This window comes from Reichenbachiella agarivorans, from assembly GCF_025502585.1.
Lineage (GTDB): Bacteria > Bacteroidota > Bacteroidia > Cytophagales > Cyclobacteriaceae > Reichenbachiella > Reichenbachiella agarivorans.
Genome location: NZ_CP106679.1, coordinates 3,710,107 through 3,724,984, shown reverse-complemented (window position 1 = coordinate 3,724,984; position 14,878 = coordinate 3,710,107). Strand labels below are relative to the sequence as shown.

Genomic DNA, 14,878 nt, shown 5'->3' with positions numbered 1-14,878 from the left:
AAGCATGTATTCAACCTCTAAATCTTAATGATGAAGACTGAAAAAAAGATTGATCCCAATTTCCTCCAAAACGCCATTTCACCTGAGTCCAAAAAACTGAGTGAGATGGTTCAAGATTCGTCACTGAGTCTCTTGGATAGGGTAGAGTCATATGAAGACATTATCAACATCGAAGTAGGTGATACGGCATTGTCCCGTGCTAGAAACATCGAGCGAGAGACGGGGTTTCGTCAGCTCTACCTCAAGTTTGAGGGTGGAAACCCTACAGGAACCCAAAAAGATAGAATTGCCTTCGCGCAATGTCTGGATGCGTTGCGGCGGGGCTATGACACGATCACTGTAGCGACGTGTGGCAACTATGGTGCATCTGTTGCCTTGGCAGCTTACTTGGCGGGCTTGCGCTGCATCATTCATATCCCCAAAAACTACCACACCGATCGTATCCATGAGATGGAAGCCGCTAAGGCCGAGGTGCACAGCATCGAAGGTTCCTACGAAGACACAGTCAGGGTATCGAGTGAGATGGCTTTGGTAGAGGGCTGGTATGATGCCAATCCTGGCGGATCCAATACCGCACTGCAAATAATGGCTTATGCCGAGATCGCTGATGAAATCTATGATCAACTCAGGGATGCGCCCAAGATCATTGCCGTACCTGTATCCAATGGTACTTTGCTGGCAGGTATCTACCGTGGATTTGTGAGTTTGTACAAACGCGGCAAGACATCCAGAATACCCATGATGGTGGCTGCTTCTTCTTCTCACAAGAACCCAATTGTTCATTCCTTCAAAAAAGGATTGGAAAATTGTGTCGATTTGATCCCAGACAAAATCAAAGAAACCGTCGTAAACGAACCACTCATCAACTGGCACAGTTTCGATGGAGAAGAGGCACTCTATGCCCTCCGTCAATCCAATGGCAGTGCCTACAATGTCAGCGATGAAAAAATGCTGAAAGTCTCCAAAATGCTCAAAGAGAAGGAAGGGCTGCATGTGCTGCCTGCCTCGACTGCTGGATTGGAAGCATTGTTGGAGATGGATCACAAAACCGAATTAGAACCTGATCGCTATGTGGCGATCCTTACAAGTAGAAGATGAAAAAAGTAATAGATGGAAGGGCTCTAGTGTACTGCGAGGGTGCATTCAATACACCCTATGGGAAAACAGCCCACGGCTTGGTGAGGTTCACCGAGCGATATGACGTCTTGGGTGTCATAGATTCAAAATATGTTGGGCAAGACGCAGGAGAGGTATTGGATGGAAAGAAAAGCGGAATTCCAGTATTTAAAAGTCTTGAAGAGGCATTGAAGCAGACCGACGGTGCGCAGTATTTTGTGATTGGGATCGCTCCAGATGGGGGTAGATTGCCTGCCCATGCCAAAGCAGATGTACATGCAGCTGTCCAAAATCACCTGAACGTAGATTCAGGCTTGCATGATTTTATGTACAAAGATGCTGAACTGGTGGATTTGGCAAAGAAAAACGGGGTTGAACTCAGAGACATCAGACGTACGCCAGAGCGCGAGGAGCTTCATTTTTTTGAGGGAAAGATAGAAGAGGTCAACTGCCTAAAATTGGCAGTATTGGGGACGGATTCTGCCGTGGGGAAGAGGACAACTGCTTGGATCATCGTACATGGCTTGCGCAAAGCAGGTAAAAAGGCCGAGATGATAGGCACAGGGCAGACAGGGTGGATGCAAGGAGCCAAATACTCAATGGTGATGGATTCGTTGATCAATGATTTTGTGTCTGGCGAGATAGAACATGCCGTACACAGCGCTTGGCAGAATGAGCAACCTGATGCGATTGTGATCGAAGGTCAGGGTAGCTTGATGAACCCCGCCTACCCAGGTGGTTTTGAGATTTTGGCTGCAGGGAGACCTGATTTTGTGATTCTGCAGCATGCACCTCGTAGGTTAGAATATGACGGATTTCCAGGCTATCCAATCCAGCCTATCAAGGAGCAAATCGCTGCAATTGAGATGATTTCTGGCAAAAAAGTATTGGCTATCACACTCAACCATGAGGACATGGACAAGAGCGATATTGCTGCAGAATGTGAGAAAATCACCGCAGCTACAGGCTTGCTCTGTACTGATGTCTTGCAAGATGGTCCTGATCGTCTGGTTGAACTAATCATGCAGCAACTTTGAGAATCGTTGCCCTAGAATGCTGGCAGGAAAAGCTGAAGCTACTAGAACCCTATACGATAGCCTATGAAACGATAGATTCTGCCACCAATGTATTCCTGCGGATAGAAACGGACAAGGGAATCAATGGCTATGGCTGTGCCGCACCTGATTGGGAAGTCACAGGAGAGACGGGTGCAACCGTACTTGCAGCGTTTCAACAGATCATAGAACCCTATTTGAAGGGCAAAGAGCCCTTTTCCTATGCATTGATATTGGAGGAGTTGAAAGGTTTGCTCAAGAATCAGCCCTCCGCATTGTGTATGGTAGATATGGCACTCTTTGACTTGATCGGCAAGAAGACACAAGAGCCCGTTTATAGATTATTGGGAGGGTACAGAGATAGTATTCCTACGAGTGTGACTGTAGGGATATTGTCAGTGGATGAAACTTTGGAGAGAGCCAAGGATTTCATCCAACAAGGATTTTTCATCCTAAAGATAAAAGGGGGCTCTGATATCGAAGTTGATATTGAGCGAATCATGAAGTTGAGGGAAATGGTCGGTCCTGAGATGGAGATTCGTTTTGATGCGAATCAGGGGTACACAGTCGCACAGGCGGTAGATTTTATGCACAAGATACGATCTGCCAATATTGAATTGCTGGAGCAGCCTACGCACAAAGAAAACGACAATCTACTCAAGCAGGTAAGCAATCAAGTGTCTGTACCGGTGATGGCGGATGAAAGTTTGATGACGCTCAAAGACGTTTTTCATTTGACGTCCAACAACTGTACAGATATGATCAATATCAAGCTCATGAAAGCAGGAGGCATCATGGAGGCCATGCGCATCAATGCAGTCGCCAAAGCTGCCAATGTAGAGACCATGGTAGGATGCATGGACGAATCATCCATGGGAATAGCGGCGGGGTTACATTTTGCACTTGCTCGCCCCAATATCCTTTATGCTGACCTGGATGGGCATTTTGACTTGATTGACGATCCTTTTGCCTCAATGGTGAAATGCAAAAAAGGCATATTGTATCCATCCACTCGACCTGGTTTTGGTTGGGAACGATAAGCTATTTGCGTAGGATTTTTTCGGTTGGAATATCAAATGTGAAAATAACGGCTTTATCACTCAATCCCTCAAAAATAGGCGTGAGGATGGTTTTTGCGTTTTCTTTGGTTTGCTCAAGAATGCCCATTTCCAGTGCAGAAGACCTGATTTTTGTTTCTGCTTCTTGGTAGAGTCTTTCCATGAATTTTGCTTTGTCTTCTTTGTTCATGTAGTCGATCTGTAGGTCATAGATACGTGATTGCTCCAAATCTATTTTGAAATAGCAGAGCTCTGGTTGTGGGAGTCTGACATACAGGGTGTCATTTTTTTCACGGATGGATTTCCTGTTGATTTGTGTCAGATTGATGCAGCCCACCGCCATGCCAGTACTGATGAGTACAGCTTTGGAGTCAGGGACAGGTTTGTATTTGAACAGTTTGAGATCGATGTAATCAGCCACTTGTTTGAGCTCTGTGACTTCTTGGAAGTTGTACTTGACCAGTTCTAGTTTGCCCATTTGCTCCACTTTGCTCAGGACGGATGATAGATAGATTTCTTCTCTTACAGTGGGATCGTCACCAAAGAATTTTTCCTCTACTACCATCCATGATAGCATAGCCAGGAGTAGAATCCATGGCAGTATTTGTAGTATGCTTCTTATTAATCTAATCACAGGGTTAAGTTAAGAAAGTCTAAAGTACAAAGTATCAAGTATTGCGTACAAAGTCTGTCTACCTAGGGAGTTGAAATACAGGGATAAACAAAAAAAAGGATGATCTTCTCACAGAATCATCCCTTTTGTCTAATATCTAAAGTCTAGAATATAATGCCTAAATCAAATGCTCAAGATTTTGGTCAATCTTACCAATTCCTGATTCAATGGCTTGGACTTTGAAATTGACAATTTCAAATTTGTATAAGTTATTTTGTTGTCGATGACACCTACCATTACCCCTTTTTGTCCATTGATCAAACCTTCTACTGCAGCTAGGCCTAACCTAGAAGCCAAGATTCTGTCGAATGCCGTGGGAGCACCGCCACGCTGGATGTGACCAAGGTTGGTAACCTTAATGTCCATGTTAGGCGTGTGTATTTTGACCCGTGCTGCGATTTCATGAGCACTTCCTTGGGCATCACCCTCAGCTACCACGATGATCGAAGATCCTTTTTTGTTGTCTCGGCCTTCTCTTAGTTTGGAGATCACATCGTCGATGGTCGTGGAGGTCTCTGGTACCATGACCATTTCTGCTCCACCGCCAATACCTGATTGGATGGCGATATATCCACTGTGACGTCCCATTACCTCGACAAAGAACACTCTGTCATGAGAAGCGGCAGTGTCTCTGATTTTGTCTATTGCATCTAGTGCTGTGTTGACAGCTGTATCAAAACCAATAGTGTAATCAGATCCATATAGGTCATTGTCGATAGTGCCTGGAGCTCCTACAACTGGAATACCAAATTCATCATAGAAGAGGTTGGCACCAGTAAAAGTACCATCACCACCGATGGCTACTATGCCTTCTATGCCATGTTTTTTGAGATTCTCGTAAGCTTTTTTTCTCCCTTCTTTGGTTCTGAACTCTTCACTACGTGCGGATTTGAGGATCGTACCACCTGTCTGTACAATGTTGCTGACAGACTGAGATTCCATTTTTTTAATTTCGCCTCTGATCATGCCGTCATATCCATACTTGATTCCGAATACTTCTAAATCCAAGGATATGGCACTTCTTACTACTGACCTGATGCAGGCGTTCATACCTGGCGAGTCTCCACCAGAAGTAAATACTGCAATTTTTTTCATAGATTAACTTAATATAAGTCGTTTTGCCCTTAATAAAATACGTTTGAGTTGGGTTGTTTTGGGTCTCAAAGTAAACTATATTTTGCTACAAATTCATCAATAACTTCGTCCAATTGCTGAGTTGCGTAGTTATTTTTATTTAGTTTTTTCAAAATTTCATATTTTGATTATAGCCTGATCATTTTTACTTTATTTCGCCATCAGCAAAGCCACTTGTATGTCCAAAAAAGTCATTATCGTTACCTATTATTGGCCCCCCAGCGGTGGTGGTGGTGTACAGCGCTGGCTCAAATTCGTTAAATATTTGCCTCAATTTGGTTGGGAGCCGATCGTATTTACTCCTGAAAACCCTGACTTTCACCTTCAAGATCATTCTTTGCTAAAGGATGTCCCTAGTCATGTTGAGGTGATTAGATTCCCGATATGGGAACCTACTGCCAAACTAAAGTCAACCCATACCAAACAAGGTGTGGTTGCCAAGGACCAAAGCCTTTCTCTCATAGGGAGGTTGATGATTTGGTTGAGAGGCAACCTATTTGTTCCTGACCCAAAACGCTTTTGGGTGCGTCCATCGGTGGACTTTCTCTCCAACTACATTATTCAGCACCAGGTAGATAGGGTCATTACCACAGGTCCGCCACATAGCATGCATTTGATAGGTTTGGGACTGAAAAAGAAACTAAACATACAATGGATTGCTGATTTTCGGGATCCTTGGTCGGATTGGGATATTTTGGGAGAGTTGAAAACTGGGCAATTTGCTATGACTCTTCATCGCAATTTGGAGAGAAAGGTAATGCAAGCAGCCAATGTCGTACTGGCTTGCACACCAGCTATGGCGCGGCTGTTTGAACGAAAGGACAAGACCTATCGAGTCAAAATGATCACCAACGGCGTGGATGAAACAGACTTTGAAAATGTGCAACCAGTTGGTTCGCTTCGTAAGTTTAGAATCACGCACATGGGCCTGCTCAACGACATGAGGAATCCTGCCATGCTGTGGGAGGTGTTGGAGGAATTGTGTGTAGAGAATGAGGCTTTCGCCCAATCCTTGGAGATTTTTCTCTCAGGAGCAATTAGTGATACGGTACTACAACGGATCCAAGGATATGAGCAGCTCGCTCAGCGACTCATCGTTCGGGCGTATGTGGCACATGATGAAGTGATTAGGCAATATCTCCAATCGTCTGTTTTGCTCTTGCTGATGAACGATTCGACCAATGCAGATTTGCTGATTCCTGGTAAATTGTTTGAGTATTTGTATGCTGAAAGAGATATTTTGGCTTTTGGCTCTCCTCAATCCGACGTGAATCAAATATTGCTAGATGCAGGCTTGCACGAGGTGTTGTCTTACCAGGAGAGACAGGTACTAAAAAGTAGGATTTTACAATCCTATGAGACTTTTCTACGAGGAGAGCAATCAGTCTCTGTCAATAACAAAGAACAGTGGACTCGCAAGAAACTTACTGGGGACTTGGTGGAGATACTCGATGGTCTGGATGGCTAGTCATTGGATTTAGTTTCGGGCCAATTTTGTCAAACGCAAAATAATAGTCAAAAAAATCTGTCGACTGTTAACTCATAAATCGCTTTACAATGTGTTTGTTGAAGATCCCTGTTACCTCTGGGGAGACTCTGAAAAACAAGATCATAGCTATCAATGACACTGTGATCACTGCTGATCTAATGCCCAAGTCCAGTATCGGTGAACTGATGAGAGGAAAGTACAATCCAATGATAAGTGTGACAGAGATAACGCCTAGCATTTTCAGTGTGTTGAGACTAAATGGGTTGATATTGAGCTTCCATTGTATGAAAATTGACTTGACTAGATTGAAAATTGTGATAGAAATCAAGGTTGCATAGGCAGCTCCATCCATACCATACAATGGAATCAGGTATAGGTTGAGTACCACCATGATACCACACAAACAAAGAATGGTAACCATATTGAATCTATAGTATTTGGACATCACGATGATCTCGCTGTTGTTGGCAAAGGTCATGTCGATGAGTTTGGATAGTCCTATGATGATGACGACATTTCGTCCTAGGCTGTACACATCACCATTGGGCATCAGTGCATAGACATTGTCGAGGTTGGAAACGATCCCAATGAAAAACAGTGAAGCAATAATCATCTGATTGATAGATAATTGTCGGTGCATCTTTTGGATTTCATCAATGCGACCGTTTTCGAAGGATTGGGCTATCAGTGGTGTGGTGATTTGTAGAATGGCTCGTTTAGAAAGCTCAATCATGACTGCAAAAAAGAATGCTGTACTATAAATACCATTTTCGCTCAAGCCTAATTGTGAACTAACCATGATTTCGTCAATATTGAGCACGATATAGGCACCACTAGCACCGATGATACTGTAGAGACTGAAGGTCGCCATTCGCCAAAAGACCTCTCGGTCAATGGAGTGAAACTGAAGTGATATTTTGAATTGTCCTAGCGATGTTAAATAGCCGATCAACAGGATCAAACTGGTACCGTAGATGACAATCAGGCTATAGATCAAACTGTCCAGATCAATCCAATCAAAATAGTAGAGCAGTACGAGTATGCCGGTCATCACTCGCTGGAGTATCTCTTTGATGAGATTCATGGCGATGATTTTGAGCAAAACCCTGCTGTAGTTCTCTAGCAAGGAATAAAGAGCGAGGACAAAAATCAATATGACAATGACAGGTAAATAATCATTGATCAAAGGTGATTTTTCTTCAAAGAGACGGACGAAATCACTTTTGAAGATGTAGATGACAAGGCTCATCAATGTGGAACCTATCAATGTAGCCAATGTGATCAACCCGATCAATTGTGCCAATCCATCTTCTTTTTTCTTGATTTCAGGAGCAAATTTTATGAGGGCATTGGAAGTACCTAGCTGTACTATCGGCATCAGCATAAAGGCAATGTTGGGTATGACGCGAATCAAACCTACTTCCTCTGGAGACAAGAAAGCAGGAAATAGAATGATGGTATTGAAAAACCCTATAAAGGCACCGAGATAGGTGATGATTCCTGAAATGCTGCCTTGTTTGATGACTATTCCCAAATGGTTTATTGGTTTTCTGGTTTGCTAGTTGAACTGGTTTTCTGGTTATACTGGTTTTCTGGTTTTCTAGTTGGGCTGGTTGGTGTTTCTGTCATGCGTTGCGCCGAAAAGGCTAAACGCGCGCCATTGTGTTCACTACAATCTAAAATCTCAATACTCATTACACGCTACTCAGTACTACATTAAACGCAATGATAATTATTACCACATTATTTCGGGTAAAACGCGAGGCAATTCGTAGTTTTATTGATTCAAAAAAAGATAGTAGGATTGAACAATTCAGAGATAAAGCATAGTTTGAAGCTCGCAGGGCAATTGATGGAATTGCATGGAGATAATCCCTTCAAAACCAGATCATATACTTCAGCAGCTGATGTAGTAGGAGGATTGGATGTGGAGTTGGCGACCTTGTCTGAGAAGGAAATTTTGGCGATCGATGGTCTAGGCAAGAGCATGGCAGCCAATATTGCTGATTTACTCCATTCGGGGAGCTTTGAGGGACTGAACCAACTGATGGATAAAACCCCTGTAGGCGTAATCGAGATGTTGGGTATATCAGGTTTCGGTCCCAAAAAAGTAGCCGTACTTTGGCAGGAGGGTGGCGCAGAAACACTCGATGATCTGTTGACGATGTGCGATCAGGGAAAAGTGGCCGCACTCAAAGGTTTTGCAGAAAAATCCCAAGAGACCCTGCGGGCTGCCGTGTCATTTTTGATTGGGAATCGATTCAGAGAGCGATATGCCAATGTCGAGGCTGTGGTAGCGACTTTGCAAACTTTGATTGCTGATCTTCCTTCAGTAGAGCAATGCCAAGAGACAGGGCAGACGCGGAGGAGATTAGAGGTCATAGATCAAATCGAATTGCTGGTGGTAGCGGAGGATTTTGAAGAAGCCAGAGAGCAAATCAGTCAACTTACAGGACTCGAAGTGGATGAAAGGAAATCTAGCCCAATGGCTTGGTATGGCAAGCATGTTGGTGTGAAACCGCCCATCAAGATACATTTTGCGGATTCAGACAGTGCCATCAATCGTCTGATTGAGACAACAGGATCCATCGAGCATCTCAATTTGCCTACCACAGACCAGACGAGTATCAAAAGCGCATTGAAAAAGGGGCGATTTGTATCCGAGGAAGCTTTTTATCAATCGATAGGTATGAAACCCATCGTGCCAGAACTGAGAGAAGGTAGAAGAGAGGGCGATTGGGCGACTCAGGATCGATTGCCACAGTTGATCGAAATGTCAGACCTCAAAGGTATCCTACACAACCACTCGACCTATAGTGATGGCAAGCATACCCTGCGTCAGATGGCAGAGCATTGCAAGCAACTAGGATATGAATATTTGGGTATATCTGATCACAGCCAGACCGCAGTGTATGCCAATGGTCTGCCTGATTTTCGCGTCAAGCAACAGCAAGAAGAAATCCGACAACTCAACGAGGAATTGGCTCCTTTCAAGATATTCTCAGGGATAGAGTCTGATATATTGACAGATGGTTCGCTGGATTACAGTGAGGAGATATTGGCCTCTTTTGATTTTATTGTAGCGTCGGTGCATTCGGGATTGAATATGGATATTCAGAAAGCAACGGATCGTTTGCTCAAGGCGATTCACAATCCTTACACCACTATACTGGGGCACATGACTGGGAGATTACTGGTGCAGCGGGAGGGTTATCCTGTGGATCATAGAGCCATTATTGATGCTTGTGCGGAAACGGGTGTAGTGATCGAGATTAATGCGAGTCCTTACCGTCTGGATATGGACTGGCGATGGATCGAATATGCACTGGATAAAGGCGTCAAATTAAGTATCAATCCAGATGCACACAAGATGGACGGCTACAAGGACATGTACTATGGATTGCAAGTCGCCAGAAAAGGTGGATTGACTGCCAATGATAACCTCAATAGCATGAATTTGGCAGAAATCACGGCGTTCTTTGCGAGTAAAAGAAATAAAAAATGAGTCTGAGATTACCAATTAAGAGACAACTGATCGTAGTGAGACATGCCAAGTCCAGCTGGGATTATCCTGGTTTGGCTGACCATGATCGACCCTTGGGAGAGCGTGGGTTGCGTGATGCTCCCAAGATGGCAGCTCATCTGAAAGTCGAGGTAGAGCGGCCACAGGTTTTGATCAGCAGTACCGCACTCAGAGCCAAACAGACGGCAGAGTATTTTATCCAGTCTCTGAAAATACTTAGGGAAGATTCCCGAGAGACGAGGGATTTGTTTCATGCCAATTATGCCGCGATTCGATCTGTACTGGCATCAATTGATGCAGAAGTGCAACGTGTCATTATCTTTGGACACAATCCAGGGTTAACAGACTTTGTAAACAGGATCACAGATGAGGATATTTTCAACATTCCTACGTGCGGTGTGGCAGTGATCGATTTAGAATTGTCAGATTGGACAGATATAGACAGGGGTACAGGGACGTTAAGACAGTATTTTTATCCCAAGGGAATAGATAATTCAAGGTTTAAGATTTGAGGCTTAAGATTTTAATATTTAAAAGATGACTTATTTACCAAAAAAAGACAGATACGAAAAGATGAAATACCGCCGCTGTGGTGATTCAGGGCTGCTGTTGCCAGAGATTTCTCTAGGACTCTGGCACAACTTCGGACATGTCGATGATTATGAAAACTGCAGGTTGATGCTGCAGCATGCTTTTGATCAGGGGATTACCCATTTTGATTTGGCCAACAACTATGGTCCGCCTCCAGGATCGGCAGAAGAAACCTTTGGGAAGATATTGAAACAAGATTTTGAAGGCTACAGGGATGAAATGATTATCAGTTCCAAGGCAGGCTATACCATGTGGGATGGGCCATACGGTGATTGGGCGAGCAAGAAATACATTATCGCTTCCTGCGATCAATCTCTCAAAAGAATGGGCTTGGAGTATGTGGACATCTTTTATACGCATCGACCGGATCCTCACACTCCTTTGGAAGAAACTGCGCTGGCATTGGATCAGTTGGTGAAGCAAGGGAAGGCGCTCTATGTGGGGATTTCCAATTATAAGCCTGCTGAAACCGAAGCAATTGAGAAGATCTTTCAAAAGTTGAGGACACCGTTCATCATCCATCAACCTAGATATTCGATGTTTGACAGATGGGTAGAGGATGGGTTGCTAGAGACACTTCAAAAACTCCGAAAGGGTGCAATTGTGTTTTCTCCTTTGGCGCAAGGGATGTTGACAGACAGGTATTTGGACGGTATTCCAGAGGATTCTCGTGCGGCACGTGAGAGTGGACACCTTCAGCAAGATGCTGTGACAGAAGAGAAAATCAACAAAGTCAGACAGTTGAAAACTTTGTCAGAGCAGAGAGGACAATCTATCGCTCAGATGGCTATTGCTTGGTTGCTGAGACATGAGGTAGTGACCTCTGTCCTTTTAGGAGCCAGTAGTGTCAAACAATTGCAGCAGAATTTAGAAACTCTCAACAATACAGCATTTAGTCAGGACGAACTGGATCAGATAGAGATAATATTAAAATGAGCAATTAAGTGTCGCAAAAGCTAATTGAACCTCGGCAATGAGCAACAAGGTTTTCGAGGATTTTACCTTGATAACTTCTTTTGCTTTTGAGGCACTTTTTTCTTTTTAAATATAAATTGCAGTATAGAATTTAAGGTTTCCATTGATACAAAACAGTATATTGAGATGAAAAAAGTAGTGACGTTTGGAGAGGTTATGATGAGGTTGACACCACCTGGCTATGCCAAAATATCTCAGACAGAAACCTTGGAGTTGACTTTTGGAGGGGGAGAAGCTAATGTCGCTATTTCACTGGCTTACTTTGATTTGAAGGCATTTCATGTGACACAGTTTCCCGACAATACGGTGGGCAAAGCGGCCACACAATTTTTGAGAAGGCATTGGGTTGCTACTCCTTATGTAACTTATGGTCCGATGGACTTGGGTATTTACTTTCACGAAAGAGGGGCTGTGCATCGCAGTAGTACGGTTTTGTATGACAGAGCCAACTCCTCATTTGCCAACCTTGACCCTTCGGTTTACAACTGGGAAGAAATATTTGAGGATGCGGATTGGTTTCATTGGACTGGTATCACACCAGCCATATCAGAAAATACCTTGGCTGCTACTAAGCAAGCTTTACTTGCAGCCAAGAAAATGGGTGTAAAAGTTTCTTGTGACCTGACCTACAGAGACAGTCTTTGGAAATACGGAAAAACTCCGCAGGAGGCATTGCCAGAGTTGATAGAGCTGACCGATGTGCTGATGACTGGAACAAGAGAAATGATTCTCTTCTCGGATGGAACGGAAGAAATGGAGCAGGAGGATTTGATGAAAAACTTCCAAAAGACCTTTCCTAATCTTGAGATCATTGCAGATAAGAAAAGAGATTCGATCAATGCATCTCTCAACGCATTGAGTGGCATGATGTGGGATGGACAACAGATTTACCAGACAAAAGAACTCTCCGTGACACACATTGTAGATAGAGTAGGGACGGGAGACGCTTTTTGTGCGGGGCTGATCTATGGGCTGCTTACCAAAGAAGGTAATCAACATGCGCTAGATTTTGCCATTGCTGCCTGTGCGCTCAAGCATACGATAGAGGGAGATGCCAACATGGTATCAGTTGCAGATGTAGAGAAACTGGTGTCGGGGGATAGTTCAGGACGGATCATTAGATAGGATATAGACTAGTCTGGATATAATGAAGGTGCAACGATCCTCTTGGGGGGCATGGTCGTTGCACTTTTTGTTATTAATGGCCTAAGATGAGGGGCTCAACCCGCAATGCTCAGCTACAAATCCGTGACCAGTAGTTCGGTCCGTCGGTTGAGTTGGTGATTGGCTTCTGTACAGTCTCCGTCTGAGCAGTCAATGATCGGTTTAGACTCTCCAAATCCTACAGGGACAAGACGGTCCTCGTTGATACCAGCATTGACCATATAATCCACGACAGATTGCGCTCGACGCTGTGAGAGACGCTGGTTGTAGGATTCTGATCCTCTCGAATCGGTATGAGAATGCAACTCTGCCTTCATCGTAGGGTTGTCTTGGAGCATCACGATTAGGTAGTTGAGCTGGAACTTGGAAGAGTCTCGCAAGGTGGCTTTGTCAAAATCATAAAGAATGTCATGCAGTACCATGGTTTTGCCCACTTCCATCGAGTCTAGCGGGATAGGCCAGTCTAGCTCTCCATTCAATTCACTCCCTGAGAGGTAGGTCATTTTTCTGGTGAAGTATTGTTGCTTGGCGGCTATCACGGAGTATTCCACCCCAGTATCGAGGACATAGATAAACGTATCGTTTCGGACTTCTATAGGTGCCAAGAAGCTGTTGAGCCGTGTATCCACGACATTGATAGAGGCATTGCTGAGTACTTTGTAGGGTAGCTCTTCGTTGGTCACTGAATCAGTTTGCTGGTAGGACGAATCCACGGCATAGACAAAGGCGATGAGTTTGTCATCGTTTTTCTTGGTGTACTCATAGCTATAGATTACGTCATTGAGTTCGTTGCGGCGATTGGAAACAAAGTAGCCTTGTTTACCTGTTTTGGTGATGAGGCCAAAGTCATCTTTGTTGGAGTTGACAGGTGCACCTACATTTTTGATTGTTCCTACCTTGTCCCCATTTAGTACTGTTTTGTACACATCCAGTCCACCTAGACCTGGATGGCCATTGGAGGCAAAATAGAGTATGTTGCCATTCAAGGATGGGAAGACATCACGTTCTGAGGTATTGATTTCTGGTCCCAAGTTTTTAGGTTCTGTCCATCCATCGTTTTTCCAATAGGTAATATAGAGGTCAGACAGACCATATCCGCCAGGCTGATCTGAAGAGTAGATCATGAATGAGCCGTCTTCTGCTACTGCTGGGTAGGCATTGTTGTACTCTGAGCTGTTGTAAGGGAAGGAGGTGACGTTTTGGATCACATTGTCTTCTAATTCAGCAAAGTAGATGCTGAGGGTGTTGACTTGATCCGATTCCCTTCTGAGGACTTTCTTTTTCTCATTTAGACTGTTTCGGGTCAGAGCTACCTTGGAGCCATTGAGGTAGGCGCAAAGTGGTCCTTCGTGGTACATACTGTTGGCTTTTTTGCTCACAAGTTTGGGTGTGACAAAGCCTCCGTCTGGTCTCTTGCTGGTATAATAGATGTCAAAATAGTCCATCCTGTTTTCCTTCGCTTTGCTGCGTACGATTACTTTTTCATGTCTGTCAGAGACGAAAAGAAAGCCGTCCTTGTAATAGGCAGGACCAAAGTCTGAGCGATCTGGTGCATTGGAGAGATGGGATACGCTGTAGTACTTTTGGTCTTTGTAGAAGTCTGTGTACTGGGCATAGGCTTCTAATCTGGCGAATTGCTCAGGATTGGCGTGATTGAGTTCCTTGTAGCGTTCGTACCAATAGGATGCTTCGTCATACTTTTTGTTACTTGCCAAGGCCTCTATGAATTCATAGTACAAAAAGGCTTTGGTGGAGTCAGAAACATACAAGCCAGAGTCTGCTGAGACTTGTGCTCCCTTGCTTTGATACAGCTGCCCTATGAACTCCCTGAGCAGAGGTTCTGCTTTGAGGTTGTCATTGACTCTGCGGTAGCATCTGGCCAGTTTCAAGGTTGCGCTCGTGTTGGTAGAGTCTTCTTGGAGCGCATATTTGTAATATTTGATGGCGGCCATGTAGGATTCATTGGCCATTTCTATATCTCCTTTCTTTTCACTTGAACTTCCTACATACTTCAGGTTGGCATATTGTGCCTGAATAGGCAGCACAAGAACAATCGTCAGAGAGAGTAAAAGGGTGTACTTTAGGATAGACTGTGTCATA

General features: G+C 44.1%; 12 protein-coding genes. 8 read left to right on the top strand and 4 right to left on the bottom strand.

Going from position 1 to position 14,878, the window contains the following annotated elements; genetic code table 11:
• Positions 1 to 27 precede the first annotated feature (27 nt).
• From N6H18_RS15635 to N6H18_RS15625, 3 genes are read left to right on the top strand one after another with little or no spacing between them, the layout of a single operon-like run.
• A complete protein-coding gene (locus N6H18_RS15635; protein WP_262309218.1) occupies positions 28 to 1,098 on the top strand; it encodes a pyridoxal-phosphate dependent enzyme in 1,071 nt (356 codons plus the stop codon).
• A complete protein-coding gene (locus tag N6H18_RS15630; RefSeq protein ID WP_262309217.1) occupies positions 1,095 to 2,153 on the top strand; it encodes a DUF1611 domain-containing protein in 1,059 nt (352 codons plus the stop codon). Before N6H18_RS15635 ends, N6H18_RS15630 begins: the two co-directional genes overlap by 4 nt.
• Positions 2,150 to 3,211, top strand: coding sequence for a mandelate racemase/muconate lactonizing enzyme family protein (locus tag N6H18_RS15625; protein WP_262309216.1), 1,062 nt, complete (start codon positions 2,150 to 2,152; stop codon positions 3,209 to 3,211). The genes N6H18_RS15630 and N6H18_RS15625 overlap by 4 nt, the downstream gene beginning before the upstream one ends.
• A 1-nt stretch (position 3,212) precedes the next feature.
• On the opposite strand, the gene N6H18_RS15620 is transcribed toward N6H18_RS15625, so the two are convergent.
• A complete protein-coding gene (locus tag N6H18_RS15620; RefSeq protein WP_262309215.1) occupies positions 3,213 to 3,863 on the bottom strand; it encodes a DUF4230 domain-containing protein in 651 nt (216 codons plus the stop codon).
• Between the two features lie 162 nt (positions 3,864 to 4,025).
• Positions 4,026 to 4,997: a 6-phosphofructokinase gene (gene pfkA, locus N6H18_RS15615; protein ID WP_262309214.1), complete on the bottom strand. Its 972-nt coding sequence runs from the start codon at positions 4,995 to 4,997 to the stop codon at positions 4,026 to 4,028.
• 217 nt (positions 4,998 to 5,214) lie between these two features.
• On the opposite strand from pfkA, the gene N6H18_RS15610 reads away from it, so the two are divergent.
• Positions 5,215 to 6,504, top strand: a complete 1,290-nt coding sequence (locus tag N6H18_RS15610) for a glycosyltransferase (RefSeq protein WP_262309213.1) — start codon at positions 5,215 to 5,217, stop codon at positions 6,502 to 6,504.
• A 67-nt stretch (positions 6,505 to 6,571) separates the two neighbouring features.
• Here N6H18_RS15610 and N6H18_RS15605 read toward each other — a convergent pair whose 3' ends face one another.
• Positions 6,572 to 8,059, bottom strand: coding sequence for a lipopolysaccharide biosynthesis protein (locus tag N6H18_RS15605; protein WP_262309212.1), 1,488 nt, complete (start codon positions 8,057 to 8,059; stop codon positions 6,572 to 6,574).
• Between the two features lie 270 nt (positions 8,060 to 8,329).
• Here N6H18_RS15605 and N6H18_RS15600 point away from each other — a divergent pair, with 270 nt between their 5' ends.
• From N6H18_RS15600 to N6H18_RS15585, 4 genes are all read left to right on the top strand, one after another.
• Positions 8,330 to 10,030, top strand: coding sequence for a DNA polymerase/3'-5' exonuclease PolX (locus N6H18_RS15600; protein WP_262309211.1), 1,701 nt, complete (start codon positions 8,330 to 8,332; stop codon positions 10,028 to 10,030).
• The gene (locus N6H18_RS15595) at positions 10,027 to 10,560 is read left to right on the top strand and encodes a SixA phosphatase family protein (RefSeq protein WP_262309210.1); all 534 of its coding nucleotides are present in this window, start codon (positions 10,027 to 10,029) and stop codon (positions 10,558 to 10,560) included. The genes N6H18_RS15600 and N6H18_RS15595 overlap by 4 nt, the downstream gene beginning before the upstream one ends.
• A gap of 25 nt (positions 10,561 to 10,585) precedes the next feature.
• A complete protein-coding gene (gene mgrA, locus N6H18_RS15590; protein ID WP_262309209.1) occupies positions 10,586 to 11,575 on the top strand; it encodes an L-glyceraldehyde 3-phosphate reductase in 990 nt (329 codons plus the stop codon).
• Between the two features lie 165 nt (positions 11,576 to 11,740).
• The gene (locus tag N6H18_RS15585) at positions 11,741 to 12,739 is read left to right on the top strand and encodes a sugar kinase (protein WP_262309208.1); all 999 of its coding nucleotides are present in this window, start codon (positions 11,741 to 11,743) and stop codon (positions 12,737 to 12,739) included.
• A gap of 113 nt (positions 12,740 to 12,852) precedes the next feature.
• Here the strand turns inward: N6H18_RS15585 and N6H18_RS15580 are convergent, their stop codons facing one another.
• On the bottom strand, positions 12,853 to 14,877 hold the full coding sequence (locus N6H18_RS15580) for an OmpA family protein (RefSeq protein ID WP_262309207.1): 2,025 nt from the start codon (positions 14,875 to 14,877) through the stop codon (positions 12,853 to 12,855).
• Position 14,878: the final 1 nt, after the last annotated feature.